The organism is Actinomycetaceae bacterium MB13-C1-2 (assembly GCA_035621235.1).
GTDB lineage: Bacteria > Actinomycetota > Actinomycetes > Actinomycetales > Actinomycetaceae > Scrofimicrobium.
In genome coordinates, this window is the sequence record CP141731.1 from 1,803,466 (window position 1) to 1,824,804 (window position 21,339).

At 58.2% G+C, this 21,339-nt stretch carries 18 protein-coding genes; 16 read left to right on the plus strand and 2 right to left on the minus strand.

The window, feature by feature from the left end; all coding sequences use genetic code 11:
• Window positions 1-28 precede the first annotated feature (28 nt).
• The gene (locus tag U6G28_07880) at window positions 29-2,287 is read right to left on the minus strand and encodes an AAA family ATPase (GenBank protein WRS29442.1); all 2,259 of its coding nucleotides are present in this window, start codon (window positions 2,285-2,287) and stop codon (window positions 29-31) included.
• Window positions 2,288-2,481: 194 nt separating this feature from the next.
• Between U6G28_07880 and U6G28_07885 the strand changes: the two genes are divergently transcribed.
• Entirely contained in the window at window positions 2,482-3,642 is a 1,161-nt protein-coding gene (locus U6G28_07885) for a PAC2 family protein (protein WRS29443.1), read from the plus strand.
• 139 nt (window positions 3,643-3,781) lie between these two features.
• Here the strand turns inward: U6G28_07885 and U6G28_07890 are convergent, their stop codons facing one another.
• Entirely contained in the window at window positions 3,782-4,618 is an 837-nt protein-coding gene (locus U6G28_07890; protein WRS29444.1) for a fused MFS/spermidine synthase, read from the minus strand.
• 84 nt (window positions 4,619-4,702) lie between these two features.
• Here U6G28_07890 and dinB point away from each other — a divergent pair, with 84 nt between their 5' ends.
• The 15 genes from dinB (at window position 4,703) to U6G28_07965 (ending at window position 21,282) form a co-directional block, all read left to right on the plus strand.
• Window positions 4,703-5,944, plus strand: coding sequence for a DNA polymerase IV (dinB, locus tag U6G28_07895; GenBank protein WRS29445.1), 1,242 nt, complete (start codon window positions 4,703-4,705; stop codon window positions 5,942-5,944).
• Window positions 5,945-5,976: 32 nt separating this feature from the next.
• Window positions 5,977-6,423, plus strand: coding sequence for a DUF3040 domain-containing protein (locus U6G28_07900; GenBank protein WRS29446.1), 447 nt, complete (start codon window positions 5,977-5,979; stop codon window positions 6,421-6,423).
• Window positions 6,424-6,590: 167 nt separating this feature from the next.
• The gene (mraZ, locus tag U6G28_07905) at window positions 6,591-7,019 is read left to right on the plus strand and encodes a division/cell wall cluster transcriptional repressor MraZ (GenBank protein WRS29447.1); all 429 of its coding nucleotides are present in this window, start codon (window positions 6,591-6,593) and stop codon (window positions 7,017-7,019) included.
• Window positions 7,020-7,197: 178 nt separating this feature from the next.
• Complete coding sequence (rsmH, locus tag U6G28_07910; GenBank protein WRS29448.1) at window positions 7,198-8,214, plus strand: 16S rRNA (cytosine(1402)-N(4))-methyltransferase RsmH; 1,017 nt, start codon at window positions 7,198-7,200, stop codon at window positions 8,212-8,214.
• Complete coding sequence (locus U6G28_07915; protein WRS29449.1) at window positions 8,211-8,657, plus strand: hypothetical protein; 447 nt, start codon at window positions 8,211-8,213, stop codon at window positions 8,655-8,657. The genes rsmH and U6G28_07915 overlap by 4 nt, the downstream gene beginning before the upstream one ends.
• Window positions 8,654-10,402 carry a penicillin-binding protein 2 gene (locus U6G28_07920; GenBank protein ID WRS29450.1) on the plus strand — a complete coding sequence of 583 codons (1,749 nt, stop codon included), beginning with the start codon at window positions 8,654-8,656 and terminating at the stop codon, window positions 10,400-10,402. Before U6G28_07915 ends, U6G28_07920 begins: the two co-directional genes overlap by 4 nt.
• A 114-nt stretch (window positions 10,403-10,516) precedes the next feature.
• Window positions 10,517-11,950, plus strand: coding sequence for a UDP-N-acetylmuramoyl-tripeptide--D-alanyl-D-alanine ligase (gene murF / locus U6G28_07925; GenBank protein ID WRS29451.1), 1,434 nt, complete (start codon window positions 10,517-10,519; stop codon window positions 11,948-11,950).
• On the plus strand, window positions 11,947-13,032 hold the full coding sequence (gene mraY, locus U6G28_07930) for a phospho-N-acetylmuramoyl-pentapeptide-transferase (protein ID WRS29452.1): 1,086 nt from the start codon (window positions 11,947-11,949) through the stop codon (window positions 13,030-13,032). Before murF ends, mraY begins: the two co-directional genes overlap by 4 nt.
• Window positions 13,032-14,486, plus strand: a complete 1,455-nt coding sequence (gene murD / locus U6G28_07935; protein ID WRS29453.1) for a UDP-N-acetylmuramoyl-L-alanine--D-glutamate ligase — start codon at window positions 13,032-13,034, stop codon at window positions 14,484-14,486. Before mraY ends, murD begins: the two co-directional genes overlap by 1 nt.
• A gap of 2 nt (window positions 14,487-14,488) precedes the next feature.
• A complete protein-coding gene (locus U6G28_07940; GenBank protein WRS29454.1) occupies window positions 14,489-15,724 on the plus strand; it encodes an FtsW/RodA/SpoVE family cell cycle protein in 1,236 nt (411 codons plus the stop codon).
• The gene (murG, locus tag U6G28_07945) at window positions 15,721-16,836 is read left to right on the plus strand and encodes an undecaprenyldiphospho-muramoylpentapeptide beta-N-acetylglucosaminyltransferase (GenBank protein WRS29455.1); all 1,116 of its coding nucleotides are present in this window, start codon (window positions 15,721-15,723) and stop codon (window positions 16,834-16,836) included. The genes U6G28_07940 and murG overlap by 4 nt, the downstream gene beginning before the upstream one ends.
• The gene (gene murC / locus U6G28_07950) at window positions 16,833-18,284 is read left to right on the plus strand and encodes a UDP-N-acetylmuramate--L-alanine ligase (protein WRS29456.1); all 1,452 of its coding nucleotides are present in this window, start codon (window positions 16,833-16,835) and stop codon (window positions 18,282-18,284) included. Before murG ends, murC begins: the two co-directional genes overlap by 4 nt.
• A gap of 18 nt (window positions 18,285-18,302) precedes the next feature.
• On the plus strand, window positions 18,303-19,097 hold the full coding sequence (locus tag U6G28_07955) for an FtsQ-type POTRA domain-containing protein (GenBank protein WRS29457.1): 795 nt from the start codon (window positions 18,303-18,305) through the stop codon (window positions 19,095-19,097).
• Between the two features lie 333 nt (window positions 19,098-19,430).
• Complete coding sequence (ftsZ, locus tag U6G28_07960; GenBank protein WRS29458.1) at window positions 19,431-20,702, plus strand: cell division protein FtsZ; 1,272 nt, start codon at window positions 19,431-19,433, stop codon at window positions 20,700-20,702.
• A gap of 109 nt (window positions 20,703-20,811) precedes the next feature.
• Window positions 20,812-21,282 carry a cell division protein SepF gene (locus tag U6G28_07965; protein WRS31217.1) on the plus strand — a complete coding sequence of 157 codons (471 nt, stop codon included), beginning with the start codon at window positions 20,812-20,814 and terminating at the stop codon, window positions 21,280-21,282.
• Window positions 21,283-21,339: the final 57 nt, after the last annotated feature.

Below are 21,339 nucleotides of genomic sequence, written 5' to 3' on the forward strand. Positions count from 1 at the left end.
TCTTTTGGGGTTTTCGCGTCGCCTGGTTTCACCTGGTGGAGTCGAGGGCCCGCTTCCAAGCCGCTGGCAGGTCTCTAGTTCTGACGGAGTGCAGACGTCTTGTTGAACGCGTCATAGCCACAAATAGGTCTCCCGCGCCGCCCGCCGCAATCTCGTCGGGCTCGACAATGACTGTTACATCAAACTCCAGGCCCTTAGCCCCGACAACGCGAAGCAAACTGACGCGCTGGTCGAGAGCGGTGTCGCCCTTAGAGTCGGCTGCCCACATCCGCCCGCGTTCGTCGGAGACCAGGACGCCAATTCGGCCGCTTCCGGGTCCGACCTCAAGGTCCAGCTTTTCTATTTCCTCGTCCACCACGCGCTGTACCGCCTCCCAGAGGAGATCATCGGAAGGACGCTCGGAGGCGGAGTGAACCTCAATATGGGTGTCCGCCAGGGCATCGGGTACGTCTCGCGCGGAGGTCAGTGGGAACAGCACCGGATGACCGAGTTCTTCCATCACGGACTGTGCTACCCGTGTGATGGTCTCAGGCGTGCGGTAGGAGATAGTGAGAACGAACTCTTCTGACAGGCCTCGGGCGGCAGGTCCCAGTGCCTGATACCAGGAAGAAGGCCGGTGGTGTCCGCGCGCCTGGTCAAGGTCTCCAACAACTGTGAATGATCGGGAGGGGCAGCGGCGCAATAGCGTGTGCCATGCCATGGGGGTGAGGTCTTGTGCCTCGTCAACGACAATGTGTCCATAGCTCCAGGTGCGATCAGCTAGCGCACGTTCTGCCAGCGGAGCCCATTCTCTCGGTCCTCGTACATGCTGAGCTAGCATTTCAGCGCTCACGATTCCGCCGCCCAGATGCTGGCCCTCCATCGCAGTCCTGACCCGCTCTAACTCTTCTTCCTCGCGCCTGCTCTGGGCAGTCGACTCTGAGTTTGCGATGGCTTCTGAAGTGCCGAGTAGTTCCTCAAGCTCGTCCAAAAGGGGCACGTCAGAGATAGTGATCGGGGAGTCCGACGAACGAGAGACCAGTTCAATGTCCGACGGAGTTAGACCTCTTGCAACCCGGCGAAGGGTTTCTGGATGTGAGTACAGACGACGGAGCAGGCCGATGGCACTGGTCGGCATCCAACAGAGATTTATCTCTCGTCTGATGTCACGTTCGCCCCTGACGGATTCCCTCCACCAATCGAGTGTTTCGGGGTCCGCATCGCTCCCGGCCAACTGCTTAGAGAGTGCATCGACTAGCTCCAGCGCGAAACCATCGCGGGCAACATTGTGGGGCCGACCGGTTCTGCGCGCCCTAGTTCTCGCGTCACGGACCATCTGTGGGCTCAGATGTGCTTCGCGTCCATCGATGGTGAAGTGCTTGGTTTCGGCGGGAATACGTTGTAGGTCACGCACGGCCGCTCGAAGGGTCTGGGTCCATTCAATCTTGCCCTTAGCATGGGCAACTTCGGAGGTGTCTGTGATGTCTGTGCTTATTCCCGGCACCAGTGACCCCATGGTCACGGAAACAACGCCTGCCTCACCCAGCGAAGGTAGAACCTGTTCGATATAGCGGAGGAAAACCCGTGAAGGCCCTACAACCAGAACCCCGGAGCGCTCCAGGCGCTCTCTATGGGTGTAGAGCAGGTAGGCGGCACGGTGGAGGGCGACAGCGGTCTTTCCAGTTCCCGGTCCTCCCTGAACAACCATGATCCCGTTTCCGTCTGCTCGGATGATGGAATCTTGCTCTGCCTGAATGGTCGCAACAATGTCACTCATTCGCCCGTCACGGGCCGAAGCGAGAGCCGACATTAGGGCGCCCTCGCCTTGGAACTGCAATCCTTGTCCCGCCGCGGCCTGGGCATCGAGAACGTCGTCTTCGATCCCTCGAACCTTGCGGAGGTGGGTGGCTATGTGACGCCTTCGAACAACGTCTCCCGGTTCCGCGGCTGTTGCCTGATAGAAGGGTCGAGCTGCCGGGGCACGCCAATCGACCAGCAGTCGTCCGCCATCAGAATCGGGAAGCCCCGCCCGCCCGATGTAGTGACTGGACCGGTCATTCATGTCGATGCGACCAAAGACCAGTCGATCCTCAATCTGCTCTAGACGCGATGCCTGATCCCCGAAGTGGGCTGCCTTTGCGTCTCTTTCCGTCCGTGCCTGGGGAGTTCCGTAGCCGCCCTGCGACTCGACTTCGCGCTGGGAGCGTCGATACTCCGTACGCAGGCGTTCAAGTACTTCGTATGCCTGATCAACGAAACGTTGCTCCCTGGCGATATCGGCCTCGAAATCCTGCGGGGACTCACTCATTCACGCCGACCTTTCCCAAGCTGGATTTTCCAAGCAATCCATTATTCCCTATTCGGGGGACGAGGTCATCCTCGCTGCAAGAAGGTTTGATTCTTCATTGTTCCCTGCTGGCTCAATTCGCTCTGCTTCTCTCGATCTTCTTGCGACGGATGGATACGGTTAGAAGATCAGTGGAGTCCGCAAGGAGGTGCGCGATGGTAAGACCCGAAGATCTGTTTACACCGGGACCAGCCCGTGAGGCCAGGGCCCCAATTCTTGTCGCCCATCTGGACGGTTCACTTGACGCGGGGGCCGCTGGCGCGCTCGCGGTGGAACAACTGCTGAAGACACTGAATGTTCAGCGAGTCGCGACCTTTGATTCCGATGAGTTGGTCGACTACCGGTCCCATCGGCCGACAATGCAGGTCGAAGACTGGGTAACCACCGATGTCAGTGAACCTGAGATCGCGATTGACCTGATCCATGATGACCAGGGGCAGCCGGTTCTGTTGTTGCACGGTCCGGAACCGGACGCGAAGTGGAAGACGTTTACTGAGGCGATCCGTCAGATTGCCGATGACGCGGGAGTCGAGGCGGTTTTCACTCTGCACGGACTACCCGCAGCAGTTCCTCATACACGTCCGTCGACCGTTCACGTCCAGAGTACTGAGGCCGACCTGGTGCCGGACCAACCCCTAATGGCAGGCATCGCCCAGTTCCCCTCCCCTTACACCTCGTACCTGCAGTTCAAGCTCTCGCGTACCGGGCGCTCCGGTGTCAGCTTGCTTGCCACGGTGCCCTACTACATGTCGGGGACCACATTTCCTCGGGCGTCGTCTGCGCTCATTCGTCGCCTGTCCGAAATGGCCGAACTTTCGCTTCCTGTCGGTGACCTCGAACGCGGCGCGGATGAGGAGACTGGACAAGTAAATGAGCTAGTGGAACACAACCACGATCTACAAAGTACCGTGATGGCTCTTGAGAAGCATTTTGATGCGATCGCTTCCGGGCCGACTGACGGGGAGTTTGTCGCAGACGAGGACGGGGTTGATGTTCTCCGAACTGCTGAAGATACAGATACGGTTGACTGGGATCGGGTCATGGGGGCTGCGCCCCAAGATGGAAGTTTCCCCGAGGTTGAACAGCTAAACGGTGAGACGGATGAGTCGCTCGCGGATGCCATAGGAGAGGCGATCGAGAGCTATCTGCGAACCCACTCGAAACAGAAGCGCCGGCGCGATGTTGATATTCGACCGGGCGGATCTGTGAACTCAGAGAACAAGCACGTTCCGAGACATAGGGCTTCACCGCCGGGAGAAGATGACGAGACTCCGCAGACGCCCACCGCGAACGACGAGGATAGCCAGGAGGACTAGCTTCCTTCATTCGCGCATTTGCGCGTCATCGGCAATGACTGGGCAGTTTGCCCATTGGTGACCATCTCGAAAGTCCCGGTTCTGCTGTCGTGCGAAGGGCCCTCAGCATACGTCGTCCTCGGGCCGAGGTGGCTGTCAGCTAGGCGCTATCACGCGAAGGGTCAACTCCGGCGAGCCAGGTGGCGATTTCGGGGCGAGAGTAGACCGCGACGGGCAGCGGCAGTCTGCGAACTTGTTGCTCGAGCCACTCTCTGTCCATCTCGCCTCGTTCCCAGGCGGCCAGGGAAATATTGCCGCGGCGGTCACCTCGCCAGACTTTTCTGTCGGCGATCGCAACAAGCGAGGGAAAGACTGAGAATGCGGCGGCTACATCCGACTTGCTGGTGATAGAACCCGCCTGCCCCCTTGTCCAAGAGGAGGTCGCGCCGTGCGCGATGTTCGCTAAATAGGTGCCACCGGGTCGCAGTCTTGAGCGAACCAGTTCGTGCCACCCCGTAGTCGTGAGCGAACGGGGCGTCGATTCCCCAGCGAATGCGTCCCTCACGATCACGTCGTAGGTGGCTCCGCTTCCTTCAAGGACCTCTCGGGCGTCCCCGACACGAAGCTTGATTCGACTACGAGGGGAAAGCACCTTCCATTCCTTCAGCATCCCCAACATCTCCGCATCGGTATCGACCGCCACTTGTGACGCGGCCGGGTACTTCTGGGCCCAGTGGAGGGGAAGGGCGCAGGCTCCGGCTCCGCCGTGCAGTACTCTGAGCCTTTCAGCTTCGCGGTGACGTGATCCGAGAAGCAGATCAAGATGTTGCATGTACTCGAAATCGAGGACATCCGGCCGATCCAGGTCTAGGCGAGACTGCTCGGTTCCCGCGGTGGTGAGTGTCAGAATTGAGCCATCAAGACGCAGGATGAGTCCGCCCGCGGTCGCTGCTTCGACCGAATGAGTTTTTCTGCTCGATGCTCTACCCTTTGCCACAACTAGACAATGCCATATCTGAGAGTCGGAACTAGACAATGCCATATCTGAGAGTCGGAATGACAAATGAACGGAGGTTTCGTCGTGTCAATCTCTCCACGATCATCGTCTGCGAGACGAGACTGGGGGACAGATGACTCCGAAACCCCAATCCTCCACGTTGATATGGATAGTTTCTTTGCTTCGGTTGAACTGAAAGAGAACCCCGAGTTGCAGGGAAAACCCGTCGTGGTTGGCGGCCTGGGGAACCGAGGGGTTGTCACCTCGGCGACCTACGAAGCCCGAGCCCACGGGGTCCGGGCCGGACAGCCAATCGGGCAGGCGAGACAGTTAGTGCCTGGAGCCGTATTTCTTTCGGGGCGTCACGGACTGTATGCCGAATACTCGGCAAGAGTCATGGATCTGCTCGGTAAGGTCACCCCCGACCTAGAGCCGCTGAGTATCGACGAGGCATTCCTCGATGTTTCGGGATCTGTCCGCAGGCTCGGATCACCGCTGACGATAGGTGAGCGGATACGCAGAGAGATCCGGGCGCAGATTGGACTTCCCGCCTCCGTTGGCATCGCCTCCACCAAGTCCGTTGCCAAAATCGCCTCAGCCCACGCCAAACCAGACGGACTACTGCTTATTCCCAGTGACCGGACAGTCGAGTTCCTACACTCACTTCCGGTCGGAGCGCTCTGGGGCGTGGGAAGGAAGACGGGCCAGATCCTTACCAGCCGGGGAATCGACACGGTTGGAGATTTGGCGAACACGGAGCTGTCTTTGCTCTCACGCTGGGTCGGCGAGGCTTCTGCGCGTCATCTACTTGAGCTTGCGTGGGGGCGCGATGCTCGCGCAGTTGGGCCAAGGGCAAGAGAGAAGTCCATTTCGACCGAGCGGACGTTCAGTGAGAATGTGCTTGATAGAAGTGAGTTGGATCGTTTTGTGCTCTCGGCTTCTCACCAGTGCGCGAAGAGACTTAGGGCCGCTTCGCTGCTCGGTTGGACCGTGGTTCTAAAACTGAGATCGGGTGACTTCAAGACCATAACCAGGTCGCGAACGTTAAGCGCTCCGACGGATGTTGGCAGTGTTGTCGCCCACGCTGCCGCGCAGTTGCTGGCCGCTGAGGGGCTTCCTAGAGGGGGAGTGCGGCTGGCTGGTGTAGGAGTATCGGGCCTGGTCGGGACGGATTCCGGGGTCCCAGTACTGCTAGATGAAGACCCGAGGAAGCGGGTTACTGAGCAGACAATGGACAGGGCGAGGGAGCGTTATGGGCCACAGGCACTGCTTCCGGCGAGTCTGTTGAGGCGGGCCGAGTCTTTGAATAAGCCTCAGAGCGACTAAGCTGGAAGAGAGCAAGACCCAAGCCTGCTGATATGCAAGCGGAACTGAAGCTGAGGGGAGGGGCCATGGCACTTTCTGAGTACGAGAAGCAGATTCTCGCAGAGATGGAACAGCACCTGCGCCAGCAGGATCCTGATTTGGCCGATGCAATGGCTCAAGCCGCCCCTCCGACAGTGGAACCAGCGGCGCCGAAGTCAAAGCTTTCCCCTCGCCGTATCGCGTTGGGAAGTATCCTTGCGGCCGCTGGATTGGCGATTGTTCTAACGGGTGTGACGATCGGGTTCTCAATTCTCTCGGTGGTTTTGGGTGCTGTGGGGTTCCTGTTGATGGTCGGTGGGGTGCTGTACGCCCTGAGCGCGGACAAGAACAGCAAGAATACCGAGAACGCCAACCTGAAGTTACCTTCTTCGCAGCAGACGACGCCGAAGAAGGCATCGCGAGAGGAAGAACGACGTAAGCGGTGGGAAGACCGCAGATAGTCCTCCACATTCCACCACCGGCTTTGTAGAGCCGCATCCAACTCGGACACAGAAGGTGTCCGAGTTTTCTTTTGCCCATTTTTGGACGAGACACGGGGCCAATTTGGCTCGAAGTGGATGGATATGGGTGAAAGTGGAGTAATGTGGTGCATCAGAGGAGGTGTGCCGTGTTTCTTGGAACCTATGAGCCAAAGCTTGATGAAAAGGGACGCGTTATCCTCCCTGCGAAGTTTCGTGATCAGCTCTCGGCGGGACTTGTCTTAGCTCCCGGCCAAGAACGTTGCCTATACGTCGTTCCGGAAACTGAGTTTGAGCGGATGGTTACAGAGCTACGTGAGGATTCTGGCAAGCAGCGGAACTCCGGCTATCTACGCGTACTTTTCTCCGGAGCCGAAGACTCTACCCCGGATCGACAGGGCCGAGTAACGATCCCACCGCGACTGCGCAAATACGCGAAGCTCGAACGCGACCTGGTTGTAATCGGTGCCGGAACCAGAGCCGAGATTTGGGATGCCGAGTCTTGGAATGACTACTTCTCCGGAGTCGAAGATCAATTTGCGAGCACAGAGGAGGAAGTCATTCCGGGCCTCTACTAGGACCTCGCCGTGTCTGTGGTCTCGGCCGCGGGATCTGAGTTCACTTCCCCGATCTCAGAACCCGCGGGTGGGGGCCACGGATACGGATGGGACCACCGGGCACCGAGAGAAGAAGCAGGCAGTTCGCCATAGCAGCGGAAAACAGGGGAGCGGACACACATTTTGGGTAGGAGGAGACGTGGCAACAGAAGCTAGACCGCAAGCCACGGACCTGCCGTACCCGGACGCCGAAATCGCCTCCCTTCATGCGCCAGTCCTGCTAGAGGCGTGTCTTGACCTTTTGGAACCCTCCTTCGATACCGCCGAGCCGATAATGATCGACGCGACACTGGGATTGGGAGGCCACACCGAGGGTGCCCTAAAGCGTTTCGAATCACTGACGGTCATTGGGATTGATCGAGACCCTAGAGCTCTGGAGCTGGCGTCAAAGCGGCTCGCCCCGTTCGGAGATCGCTTTGTTCCTTTTTACGGAACCTATGACCAGATTCCCGACGCTAGTGGTGGACGAAGTGTTGACGGAATTCTTATGGATCTGGGTGTGTCTTCGATGCAACTAGATCTAAATGAGAGGGGCTTCTCGTACTCTAGCGACGCTCCTCTCGACATGCGGATGAACCCGGAGGAAGGCATTTCCGCTGCCGAGTTGATTAACACTGCTGACGAGAAGGAACTGGTCCGAATTCTTCGTGAGGGATCGGACGAGAAGTTCGCACCGCAGATTGCTCGACTGATCGTTGCCCGCAGAGCCGACAGACCATTTGAGAAGACTTCAGAACTCGTTGAGGTGGTTAGGGACGCGATCCCGGCCCCGGCCAGGCGCAAGGGGGGTAACCCCGCCAAGCGTACATTCCAGGCGATACGGGTTGCTGTCAACGACGAACTCGCGATCCTGAAGAGGGCGCTCCCAAGGGCCCTCGCGACATTGCGGGTCGGTGGCCGCATCGTGATTGAGAGCTACCAGTCGCTAGAGGATCGAATCGTCAAGGCCACATTCGCCGAGGGAACTAAGACACAGGGCTCCCAGATTCCCGTCGGTGTACCCGTGGATGCGGCCAGGGCCGAACAGGGGCGGCGATTGGAGCTTTTGACCCACGGAGCGCGCAAGGCAACAGAACAAGAAATCCAAGATAACCCGCGAGCCGCCTCAGTGCGATTACGGGCCGGCGAACTGATCGCACCCTGGAGTGAACAATGAATAGCAACAGTGCAGCCAGAGTGGCACCCTCATACGCGCCGCGTTACACCTCAGCCGCAAGCCGACCGGTTCGCAGATCGTCTCTATCAGAACAAGAAAGCGGTCATCCTCACATCCAGGTTGTCACCAGGAACGAGACTGCTTCGCCGGGCCGCGCTTGGCCGATTGTTCTTCTTGCGCTTCTTATCTTGACGGTGGCCATCGCTCTGCCTCTGGTTGTCAACACGCACATGGCTCAGACCTCTTACGCAATCCGTGATCTGCGCGTCGAGTTGGCGGAGGTGAATACACAGTCCACAGTTCTCGAATCCAGGCTGCTAGAACTCAACGCCGCGCCTGCGCTTCAAGAACGCGCGGAGACCCTAGGCTTCGTGCGTGCCGCAGCTCCGGGTGCGGTATCTCTGGTGGATGGAACGGTGACCGGAGGGGAGCCAGCCAAGTGACTCGTAGCGGCACAGATGCAGCGGGCGTAGCCATGCCCAAAGCGCGCAGCCGCGGGAAAGCGGTGTGGATCATTGCTCTGATGGCATTGATTGCTTGCGGAGTCCAGCTGTTCAATATCCAAATCGTCCGAGGGGCGGAACTGGCCGAACAGGGGCGGATCGTCCGTACCTCCGCTCTGCCGGTTGACGCGCCAAGAGGTTCGATCGTGGATGCCGACGGACAGGTGCTTGTCGACACGGTCAAGACCTATCACGTCGCTGTTCGGCAGCAGGTAATCCCTGAGTTCCGCAACTATGAAGACGGCAAGCTGGTCGGCACGGGGCCGGCTGAAGCCGCGAGACTCTTGGCTCCGATACTGGAGCGGGATCCTTCTGAACTCGGCGGAGAACTGGTCGGTGATTCGCAGTATCAATATTTGGCTAAGAATGTTGATTTGCAGACCGCTCGCGAGATTCGATCGCTAAACATCTATGGAATTGAGCTAGAGCCAAGCTTCGAACGTCAGTATCCTGCCGGAACGACGGCGGCGACCGTGGTAGGTACCGTCGATTATGAGGGCAACGGCAGCTCAGGACTGGAACTTACCTTCAATGATCTCCTCACCGGAGTTCCCGGTGAGGAAGCCTACGAGATTGGTCCTACCGGCGCGAGAATGCCCGGCGCAAAAGTTACCACCAAAGAGGCCGTTCCGGGAGCGACCCTGCACACCAGCATTCATTCAGATCTCCAGTACTCCATTCAAGAGCTATTGGACCAGTCAGTCGCGCAGTGGGGAGCCGAGTGGGGCTCCGTGGTGATCATGGACGTCGCTACCTCTCGCATCCTGGTGCTTGCGGACTCATTTGAACGCTCACCGCTCGAGGGACCGCAGCCATCAGCAACGGTGCAGAATCTCTATGAGCCCGGTTCCGTCGGTAAAGTCCTTACTTTTGCCACAGCGCTGCAAAAGGGGACCATAACACCGACCACGCGATATTCTGTTCCGGCCACGATCGACATTGGTGACCAGAATTTTCATGACTACTATTCCGATCACCCAACCTATGACCTGACTGCTACCGGTGTCCTCGCGATGTCCTCCAACACGGGAACCATCCAGGTGGGAATGACGGTCAGTGATGAAGACCGATACCAGACCTTCCTTGACTTCGGTCTGGGGCAGTCGACCGGAGTGGAACTGCCGGGCGAAACCGCGGGTATGCTAGGCGCTCCTGATTCGTGGGACGGTCGGACAAAGTTCGCCAACATGTTCGGCCAGGGAGTCGGTGTTAACGTTCTGCAGACCACCGCAATCGGGGCAGTCATCGGGAACGATGGGGTGTGGAATGCTCCCCATCTTGTAGACGGTTGGACCACTGCTGATGGAATCTACCACCAGAAGGAAACAGCCAAGCCGCGTGAGGCTCTCTCACCCGAGGTCGCCAAAACTCTACGGACAATGATGGAATCCGTCGTTGTCGATGAAATTGGGACGGGTCAGTTGGCTGCCGTTGAGGGATACCGGATCGCCGCTAAGACGGGTACCGCCGAAGTCGCTGGTGGAGGTATCGTTCCCTCGATCATGGGCATTGTTCCCGCTGATGATCCACAGATAGTAATCACGGCGATGCTCTATAAACCCTCGAATACCCTGCCTGAGGGAAACACGGTTGGTCCGCTATTCTCTGCATCCGTAGCCGAAGCAGTGCGGATGCTTGATATTCCGCCGTCTGGAGAACCGGCGAGATTATTCCCATCTGAGTAGAGCGGGATTATCAAGGTCTGGTCTGGAATAGTGGAGCAGAGCCCACGAGTCGGATTACTGACCCGGCCGAGGGGCAGTCAATACGGGAGAGTTATGCTACGGAGTCTTGAGTGGGTGGCACAGGCTACAGAAGGAAGTTTGGTCCTCACCCCGAATGAGCGGATGGAAGAGCCTGAACAGTCGGTCGATCTGTCACTCGTGGTTACGGACTCGCGCGAAGTGTCTGTGGGGAGCACATATGTTGCTCGAATCGGCGAGAACTCCGACGGACACGACTTCGCTAGATCTGCAGTAGAGCGTGGGGCGTCTCTACTTATCGTAGAGCGCGAGCTACCCGAGATACCGGTTGCTCAGATAGTGGTCGACGAAGCTACCTTCGCTCTCGGTAGGCTCGCCAAGGCACACTTAGCTGATCTGCGTCGTAGCGCAGACATCAAGGTTATTGGCATCACAGGTTCGGCGGGAAAGACGACCACCAAGGACCTGCTCGGGAGGGTTCTCTCTGGATTTGGGCCGAGTGTGTGGCCTAAGCTCTCGTTCAATAACGAGGTCGGTTGTCCCATGACCATTCTTCAGGCTAATGAGGCGACTCGTTACCTGGTACTAGAAATGGGTGCGTCTGCCAGGGGAGAGTTGCGGTACCTGACGAATATCGCTCCTCTTGATATCGGGGTTGTCCTTATGGTGGGACGCGCCCACCTGGGAGGCTTTGGAGGGGTGCAGGGCCTCGCCGAAGCAAAGGCGGAACTGGTAGAGGGAATCCTTCCCTCGGGCACGGCTGTTTTGAACCTAGATGATGACCGAGTGGTCCCGATGAGTAGCGTTGCCCCGGGTCACATATGTTGGTTTTCTGCCAAAGGTATCGCGCGGGCCGATGTGCGGGCAGAGAATATCGAGTTCGATGAAGCCGGACGTGCCAGCTTCGATGTTTCTACCGATTCGTTTACCTCTCGCTTGCAGCTCGGCTTAGTCGGGAGACACCAGGTGAGTAACGCACTAGCGGCCATTTCGGCCGCTCATGTTCTCGAGTTGGGCCTCGACAGGGTCACCTCGTTGATTAGCGGTCTTGAGGCTGGTTCTCCACATCGAATGGATGTTCGCGCTCTCGATATTCCACTTGAGGGGCAGAACTGTTCGGTCCGCCTAATTGACGACTCCTATAACGCGAACCCCGATTCGATGAAGGCCGCCTTCCAAACGGCTCGTCAGCTCGCGGGTAATGGGCGACTGTTTATGGTCCTTGGAGAGATGCTGGAGCTCGGCTCAGATAGCGACGAGATTCACCGGGAGGTGGGGGAGGCGGCGTTATCTGTATCTCCCGCCGGGCTGGTACTTATCGGGCCTGCAAAAGCCTATGTTCCCGACGCGACCCCCGGAGTCCTTGTGATGCGGGCTGAAGACTCAGACCAGGCGGCAGATCTGCTCCGGAGAAGACTTCGATCAGGAGATACTATCCTTGTCAAAGGTTCGAATGGTTCGCGGTCCTGGAAAGTTGCAGACGAACTGGTCCAAATGAATGAGTTCTCCTCGAAAGCAGAGATGGCATGATCGGCGTAATCGGTGCGTTTACCATCGCTCTTGTTGTAAGCATTGTGGGAACTCCGATTCTCATCAAATACTTGGTCCAACACGAGTATGGACAGTTCATCAGGCAGGACGGACCAACCACGCACCATGTCAAACGTGGGACTCCGACCATGGGCGGTCTGGTAATCATCCTTGCCATTGTTGTCGGGGTGTTCGTGGGATCCGCGATCAACGGGAGCTGGCCCAGGTATTCGGCATGGCTCCTGATCCTGCTGCTGGTGGGCCTAGGTTTCATTGGATTCCTAGACGACTTCATCAAAATCAGTAAGCACCGTAGCCTTGGCCTTCACCCCTGGGCCAAGATAGTGGGTCAGATCGCAGTTGGAACGGCCTTTGCAATTCTTGCGCTGGTGAATCCAAACCCCGATGGTCTTACACCCGGTTCAATGTGGATCTCGTTCACAAACACCCTGTCGATCAACCTGACATTTGCTGGCATCGCCCTGGGGGTCATTCTCTTCGTACTGTGGGTGAACTTCCTGGTTGCGGCGTGGTCAAATGCCGTCAACCTAACGGACGGTCTGGACGGGTTGGCAACGGGAGCTTCGATCGCTGCCTTTTCTGGATATACGCTCATCGCCTTTTGGCAGTTTAGTCAGTCGTGCGTGCGGGTCTCTGAACCGTATGTCGGCTGCTATGCCACACGTGACCCGTTGGCAATAGCAATCGTCTGTGCTTCGGTTGTGGGGGCGCTAATCGGTTTCCTCTGGTGGAACACCTCACCGGCTCAGATCTTCATGGGCGATACGGGAGCTCTGGCTCTGGGAGGCGTCTTTGCCGGCGTCTCGATTCTGACCCACACCGAGTTCATCGCCATTCTGATCGGCGGCCTTTACTTCGTAATCTTGATGTCTGACGTGATCCAGATCGGGTCCTTCAAACTGCGAGGCAAACGGGTTTTCCGCATGGCACCCCTGCACCACCACTTCGAGTTGAAGGGGTGGAAGGAAGTAACCATCGTTACTCGATTCTGGATTGTCGCCGCGCTGCTCGTCTTCGCAGGCGTCGGAGTTTTCTACCTTGAGTGGGTTGCGGCGCTCTGATGATCTCTGCGAGTTCCGCGTCCTCACGTCGGCGCGCTGCAGTCCTGGGTGCCGGAATCTCCGGCCTGGCCTCCGCTGAACTATTGCGGACCCACGGTTTTGAAGTTGCCGTCTTTTCGCAGGCACCCCTAGAAACTGGTTACGAGGTCGTCGTTGATGAGAGTGCCGACTCTTTGGCAAAAAAGGTCACGGATTACGCCCCTGAACTTGTCGTCGCATCACCGGGAATCCCTGAGCACTCACCGCTGATCCAAGCTCCTCTTTCAGCGGGCATACGGGTCATCGGAGAGGTACAGCTCGCCTGGGATCTGAGTCATACCTGCGAGGGAGAGCAGGTTGCACCGAAATGGCTCTGCGTCACCGGTACTAATGGGAAGACGACCACGGTCGGGATGACGGCCGCGATTCTGGCTGCCGCCGGGTATCGGGCTCCAGAAGTGGGGAATATCGGCTATCCAATTACGCGGGCGATTCAGGAACCCGCCGATGTCTTGGTGGTTGAACTATCGTCCTTTCAGTTGGCGACTTCCCCGGATTTGGAGCCGAGCGCCGCCATCTGCCTGAATATTGACAGTGACCATATCGACTGGCATGGAGACAGGAAGAGCTACGCGGCGGCCAAGTCGCGAGTCTACGACCATGTCGACCGGGCCAGAATCTTCTTTGATGATGAACCAGAGACCGAAGAGATGGCTCAAAACGGCACTGACTCAGAGGGGTCAAGGCTGGTATCACTGAAATTTGGTTCCGCCGTAAAGGGTGCTGTCGGGGTCAAGGATGGGGCAGTGATTGATTGCGCGTTCACCGATGATGGCCGCGCCGAGGTGCTGTTCTATTTGGCTGACGTGCCGCTGCTGGCCAGCGCTGATCTTTCAAACCCAGCGAGTGATCCGCTGGTTCGGGACGCGCTTGCCGCAGCCGCCCTCGCACGATCCTTTGGGGTGTCGTCGAAGGACGTCCTAAAAGGACTGTCCGACTTTGTACCTCAGGGCCACCGGCGCGCGCCGGTCCCGACCTCTGACGGCGTTCGCTGGGTCGATGATTCTAAGGCCACGAACGTGCATGCCGCACTGGCCGCCGCCCGTAGCGTAGAACCTGGAACACTAATCTGGATTGTCGGGGGCGATGCGAAGGGACAGGATCTTTCGCCCGTCTTTGAATTCGCTGCGAAACAGGCCAAAGCTTTGGTTCTGGTCGGAGCGGATCCGGAGCCGCTCATTGCACTCCGGGACACGTACGCTCCTAAGACTGCGATGACGGTCGCGGGGAGCGGCCCGGATGGGGCGTCAGTGTTGCGCAGCGCCGTGCGCGCCTGCGCAGAAATAGCTGTGCCCGGCGATACGGTATTGCTAGCCCCCGGCTGTGCCTCTTGGGACCAGTTCAACAGCTACGGTGAACGGGGTGATGCCTTTGCGGAGGCGATCAGAGAGCTTGAGGTAGCGGAGGGGTCTTAGGAATGCCTGAGCAGACGTCGCAATCCTCTCGAAAAACCCCGCGGGCAGCAGGCAAGCGGTTTCGGTTGCCCAAACTGCAGTTCGGATCAAGTGACTCGGGTCCGGCGCTTACGGCGGTACAAACCTTCTACTTCATTTTGGTCCCTGCTTTGCTACTTGGCGTGTTCGGCCTGATGATGGGCTTTTCGGCCACTTCTGTCACTAATATTGCGGAGGGAGTAAACCCGTACAAGAGTTTCCTGCGGACCCTCCTGATAGCGTGCGTTGCCCTGGTTCTTGGGGCAGTAGCGACATTCGTTCCGCCGAAGTGGTGGGAGCGATGGTCCTTCTGGATATTTCTGGCCGCGCTGGCCCTTCAGCTGATGCTCATCCCCTTTGGCGTTTCGAGGGGCGGTAACACCAACTGGATTGAGATTCCCGGCACCGGCGGTCAGACGATTCAGCCATCAGAGTTCCTGAAGTTGGCGACCGCCCTGGTGCTCGCAAAGGTACTGTCAGGAAAATTCCTCGACGTGAACGACTGGCGCGCAGTCCTGGTCTGGGCCGGAATCCCCTCTCTCGCCGCCATGGCCGCAGTGATGGTCGGTGCGGACATGGGCACCATGCTGATCTTTGTCGCGATCGTTGTTGGTGCCCTTTGGATGGCAGGAATTCCGGGCAGATGGTTGGGTTACCTCGGGGTGCTAGGAGTGGGGGCTCTGGTTTTCCTGGTCTCGATAAGCCCATCCAGAATCAGGCGAGTCATTGAGTTTCTTCCCGGCTACGGGACCCCGCCATCAACTTCGGCTCCGACACAGACCGACCACGGACTATGGGCCCTGGGTTCGGGAGGATTAACCGGACTTGGTGCAGGCGCCTCGCGAGAGAAGTGGAACTATCTTCAAGAGGCACATACGGACTTCATCTTCGCGATTATCGGTGAGGAGTTCGGATTGCTTGGCTCGCTCGTAGTCTTGGCAATCTTTGGAGCCTTGATCTTTGGAATATTCCAGCTTTCGGCCAACACGACATCGGGGTTCATTCGCGTTGCATCTGGCGCAATAGGGGTTTGGCTTGCGGTCCAGGCATTGATCAATGTCGGTACGGTGATCGGGCTGGTTCCCGTGATCGGAGTTCCGTTCCCCCTGGTGTCCTACGGCGGCTCTTCTTTCTTATTTACTGCAACATCGGTTGGAGTGCTGCTGTCTTTTGCTAGATATGACATGGCAGTCGCTTCAGGGAACAGGGAGGCTGAATGATGCCGTTACGTGTTGTGCTCGCCGGTGGTGGAACGGCCGGACACGTAAACCCATTACTGGCAACGGCACACGTCCTTAGGGAGCGTGGCCACGGCGTAGTGGTCTTGGGCACCGAGGAGGGACTTGAGTCGGATCTGGTGCCTTCGCAGGGCTTCAGGCTCGCGGTGATTCCAAAGGTACCGATGCCAAGGCGTCCATCGCTTCAGATGTTCTCAGTTCCCGGCAGGCTACATGAAGCGGTCACCCGCTGTATGAAGGTTATTGACGATGCAGATGTCGTGGTTGGTTACGGGGGGTATGTTTCTGCCCCGGCATACATCGCGGCGAGGAAGCTTGGCGTTCCAGTAGTGATTCACGAACAGAACGTCAGGGCTGGCTGGGCAAACAAGATGGGCGCACGATTCGCCGCTGCAGTCGCACTTACGTTTCCCAGCACGACACTGCGGGCGAAAAGCGGTAGAACCGAGGTGACCGGGATGCCACTGCGGACCGAAATCATGGAACTGGCGCGGGTCAGGCAGACCGATGCGGGAACCCGCACCGCCCGACAGGAAGCGGCGCGTTACTTCGGCATGGATCCGGATCTTCCGACCCTGCTGGTGACCGGCGGCTCCCTCGGGGCGTTGAGGCTGAACAACGCAGTCATTGAGGTAGCTCCCGACCTCCCTCCTGATATCCAAATCCTCCACGTAACGGGCAAGGGAAAGATGGCTGCGGTCGAGAAGGCTAGTTCGGACCCTGCGGTGAGCGTGCCGTGGTTCGTCCACGAGTACATCACCGAGATGGATCAGGCAATGGCCTGTGCCGACCTGGTTGTCTGCCGCTCCGGTGCGGGGACCGTCTCGGAGTTGACCGCCATCGGAATGCCAGCCCTCTACGTACCATTCCCAATAGGCAACGGAGAACAGGCGCTCAATGCCGCAGATCAGGTCAGGGCTGGAGGCGCACTGCTGGTGTACGATCAGGACTTTGGAGGCGCAACGCTCAAGGAGACTGTGTTGCCGTTGCTCCGGAACCCAGACCGACTTATGGCGATGGGGAAGGCGTCACGCTCGGTGTCCCCGGGTGATGGTGGCGAGAACCTAGTCAAGATGATTGAGATGGCAGCATGAATGACTCAAACGGACCCCGGACCGAACAGCAACAGGTGGGTCTTGATCCCTCGTACCACATGATCGGGATCGGCGGTCATGGAATGTCCGTTGTCGCAGAGCTACTTCAGGTGCAAGGGGCCCGGGTCAGCGGATCCGACCGCGACGACTCTGAGACGTTGCACCTACTCCAGGGAATGGGAATCGACGCCTACACACCGCACGGGGCTAAGGAATTCGACGTTGACGCAACGGTGGTTCTCTCATCAGCGATCAAACCTGGCAACGTTGAACTGATAGCAGCCAGGGAGCGGGGACAGAAAATCATCCACCGCTCGCAGGCGCTGGCGCTCGCGGCGCGCGATCAATCGTTTGTGGCGGTGGCGGGAACCCACGGTAAGACAACCAGTTCAGCAATGATTGCTGTCGCCCTGCTTGAGGCGGGAATGGATCCCTCCTTCGCGATTGGATCGTCGATTGACGGCGTTGGTACCGGTGCGAGAAGCGGTACTGAGGTTTTTATTGCGGAGGCAGACGAGTCCGACCGATCCTTCCTTAACTACAGCCCGCAGATAGAACTGATCACCAATATCGAGCCGGACCATCTTGACAGTTTTGGTACGGCGGAAGCCTTTTATGACATCTTCCGACAGTTCGCGGATCGCATCGTCTCCGGGGGGTCACTTGTGTGCTGCGCCGAGGACCGGGGGAGCGTGGAACTGGCACTAAAGATGCGAGCCAGGGAAGACATTACGATCCTTACGTATGGCCGCCCCGAGTGCTCGCTCGTTGAACCCGACGTGAGCATTCTTAATGCTGAGGTGGGGACCGAGGGAACTGTCGCGACCCTCCGCTACCGGGAAGTCGATACCTCTCTTGAACTGGTAGCAACTGGAGAACATAACCTGGTGAATGCCGCAGGTGCTTGGGCATGCTGTCTGAGTCTGGGCGTCGCCCCGGAAGTCGCTGCAAAGGGACTGGCCGCCTTCAGAGGGACAGAGCGACGTTTCGAGGTTTGCGGGGTGGATCAAGGACGCACTCTGATAGACGATTTCGCGCACCACCCAACCGAGGTCGCCACGGCCCTTCGCCAGGCGAGGTTGGTTGCAGGAGACAACAACGTGATCGTCGTTTTTCAGCCGCATCTATATTCGCGAACCAAGTTTTTCAAACAGGAGTTTGCGGATGCTTTGGCAATTGCTGACACGGCCGTGGTCGCTGACATAGACGGAGCCAGAGAAGACGCATCTCAGGGTGTTGGAATCACCTCAGACCTGATAGTTGACCTGGCTCCAGATGGAGCAAATCTGATTCTGGGCGGACCGGCCGTGAACGCGGCTCGAACGGGAGCGGATCTGACCGGCGCGGGCGATCTTTGCATTCTGATGGGTTGCGGCAACATCTATTTGCAGGAGCCGACGGTGCTTAAGCGCTGGGCCGAAACTCCGCTTGACACCGATGACAAGTAAACACGGCGGCTACGGTCTGTGAGCAGTAAACAACCGCTGATTCCTCCCACACGAGGCGGTTCGGGAGGCTCGGTTTCCAGCATTGATGAGCGTCGCGCGGAGAAGAAGCGTGCTGGAAGGCGGCTTTGGCTAGTCCGCGGGGCCATCGCCGGAGGGGTGGTTGCCCTCATAGCTCTTATTGGTTGGCTACTCCTCGGCTCACCGGCGTTCGCCCTTAGGGCAGACTCGGTCGAGGTTACCGGGGCGGATACCGCCTACTCGCCGGATTCCACTCTCGAAACCATCGCCTCATCGACCGATGTGTATGAGGGAACACCACTACTTCGTGTTCCCCTGGACACGCTTGAGTCTGAGATTATGAAGAACCCAAACGTTGACCAAGTGACGGTCTCTCGCGCGTGGCCCAGGGGACTGTCAGTTGAGGTCATCCCAAGAGTCCCATCAATGATGCAGAGACTTGAGGAAGGATTCGACCTGCTTGGACCTGACGGTGTTTCGCTCGGGCAGGTTACCGATCCCTACCCGGGTGTTCCGACGGTGGTGCTTTCGGGGTATGGAACCGATGGAGTTACTCGGGAGGCTGTCGAGGCCGCCGAGGTCTGGGGATCTCTTTCCCAGGGTCTGCGAGACCAAGTTTCCGTCATCAACGTGAATGGAGCAGACATCACGATGCAGACTACCGGTGGTGCTGAGATCCTTTGGGGCACAACCGATTTGAGCGACGTCAAGAGCCAAGTCCTTGAGGTACTGATTGCCGGGCGCGAAGCGAGCATCTATAACGTGATGGATCCGGCCTATCCGTCAACCCGATAGAATCCGCAACCGGTCTCTGGTGTTTCGCGTCGTGAATTCGGTCCCTCTCTCACGTCCGAGTCAGCACCTCACGGCAGTGCCCTTGCTTGACTTGCCCCAGAGAATCCTTTGCGCATCTTGCTTTCGATGTGCCGACTCGTCGCGCGATCTAGGAAACGAGTCTGCGCGCGGGACACGGGGAGCAGTTTTTGAGGCGGTTATTGCTCTCTGTTGCGACACACCGGACGACCTTCCGGATCGCTGACCGAACCCCCAATAACCTCTAGGCGCTAACGTAAACAGAAAATGCAACCTTCAACTTTAGCTTTAGAGTTCTAGCATCCGGGGGTACCAGTGGCCGCACCACAGAACCATCTAGCCGTCATCAAGGTCGTCGGCGTCGGGGGAGGCGGAGTAAACGCTGTCAACCGCATGATCGAGTCCGGGATGAAGGGCGTCGAGTTCATTGCGATAAACACCGACGCTCAGGCGCTGTTGATGTCCGATGCTGACACCAAGCTGGATATCGGTCGTGAGATCACCAAGGGTCTCGGTGCGGGCGCCGATCCTGCTGTCGGTCGTAAAGCAGCAGAGGACCACGTCGAGGAAATTTCTGACGCTATCAGCGGCGCAGATATGGTTTTCGTGACGGCCGGTGAAGGTGGTGGCACCGGAACTGGTGGAGCTCCCACAGTTGCGCGTATTGCCCGCGAAGGCGGCGCGCTGACCGTTGGTGTTGTCACGCGCCCGTTCGCGTTTGAAGGAAGCCGTCGCTCTCAACAGGCTGAGGCGGGGATTGCTGCCCTTCGCGATGAGGTTGACACGCTCATAATCATCCCGAATGAACGTCTGCTTGAGGTTTCAGATCAGACACTGTCCATCCTCGATGCGTTCATGGCAGCCGATCAGGTCCTCTACTCTGGCGTTCAAGGAATCACTGAGCTGATTACTATTCCAGGCCTGATTAACGTTGACTTTAACGATGTCAAGTCGGTTATGAAGGACGCCGGATCAGCGCTGATGGGGATGGGTAATGCTTCCGGGGAAGATCGCGCTCTGCGAGCGGTTGAGGAAGCGATTTCTTCGCCGCTTCTTGAGGCTTCAATCGATGGTGCCCACGGAGTTCTAATCTTTTTCCAGGGTGGTCCTGACATGGGAATCCACGAGATTGACCACGCAGCTACACTGGTTCGTGAGGCCGCGCACCCCGAGGCGAACGTGATAGTCGGCGCCGTGATCGATGACGCACTGGGTGATGAACTTCGAGTGACGGTGATTGGTGCCGGATTTGATGTTGTTACGCCGCAGCCCGCCAGTCAACCTCGTGCAGGGCAGACGAAGACTGAGTCCGTCGACCAACCGAGGGTGCAGGCGCCGGTTGCCGCTCCGCCGGCCGAACTGCCGACCGAAGGCGACTGGATGAGCGCATCAAGGACTCCTCGTACGGCGCCTCTTCATCGGGCCGAACCGGAGGTTCCGACGCGAACCGGAGCGGTTCGGATGATTGATCTAGACGAGGCTGAGCAGTCGGTATCCAAGGGCGAGTCGGAACCCGGGTTCGTGGTACCAAGGATTTTCGAGGACGACTCACAGTCAGATTTGGACATTCCAGACTTCTTGCGCTGAGCCGCAACATGCCGCCCGGCTTCGCCGGTTCAGGCACGGGGTTGCACTAACTTTAGAGGCAACGCCGGGAAGACAAGGCGACCAAAAAACACTAGACCAAGGGGACATGATGGCGGAGCGATTCAACCGTGCGATGGAGCTCATGGGATGGCGCGTACCGGTCGAGAACGACGACTATGAGGATGTCGATGGGTTCGCGGAAGAAGGCGCCAGAGAATTCACCCTGCAGTCGCTCCCCGGCGGTGACGTAGACGGACCAAGGACTGAGCATCGCCCCGAGTTCCATTCTGTCTCGTCCACCCCGGCTGGTTCACTCCGCCGGATATCGACGATTCATCCGGAGAGCTATGCGGATGCACGCGCAATCGGCGAGGCGTTCCGCTCTGGGATTCCGGTAATTATGAACTTAAGTGATCTTCCCGATTCGGAAGCTAGGCGCGTGGTTGACTTTGCCGCGGGTCTTGTCTTTGGGTTGCAGGGTAATATCGAACGAGTGACCTCTAGGGTGTTTTTGCTTTCGCCTCGCACTGTCGAGGTCACCTCAAGCGGAAGTTCCACCTCTTCCGCGATGTTCGGATGATAATTGGTTTCCGTCAGAGGAGTTGTCTCTGGCGGTCCTAAAACCCAAGGGACCTGA

Coding starts and splice junctions, on each gene's coding strand:
- U6G28_07880 (WRS29442.1), bottom strand. CDS start 2,287: ATGAGTGAGTCCCCGCAGGATTTCGAGGCCGATATCGCCAGGGAGCAA.
- U6G28_07885 (WRS29443.1), top strand. CDS start 2,482: ATGGTAAGACCCGAAGATCTGTTTACACCGGGACCAGCCCGTGAGGCC.
- U6G28_07900 (WRS29446.1), top strand. CDS start 5,977: ATGCAAGCGGAACTGAAGCTGAGGGGAGGGGCCATGGCACTTTCTGAG.
- U6G28_07915 (WRS29449.1), top strand. CDS start 8,211: ATGAATAGCAACAGTGCAGCCAGAGTGGCACCCTCATACGCGCCGCGT.
- mraY (WRS29452.1), top strand. CDS start 11,947: ATGATCGGCGTAATCGGTGCGTTTACCATCGCTCTTGTTGTAAGCATT.
- murD (WRS29453.1), top strand. CDS start 13,032: ATGATCTCTGCGAGTTCCGCGTCCTCACGTCGGCGCGCTGCAGTCCTG.
- U6G28_07940 (WRS29454.1), top strand. CDS start 14,489: ATGCCTGAGCAGACGTCGCAATCCTCTCGAAAAACCCCGCGGGCAGCA.
- murG (WRS29455.1), top strand. CDS start 15,721: ATGATGCCGTTACGTGTTGTGCTCGCCGGTGGTGGAACGGCCGGACAC.
- murC (WRS29456.1), top strand. CDS start 16,833: ATGAATGACTCAAACGGACCCCGGACCGAACAGCAACAGGTGGGTCTT.
- U6G28_07965 (WRS31217.1), top strand. CDS start 20,812: ATGGCGGAGCGATTCAACCGTGCGATGGAGCTCATGGGATGGCGCGTA.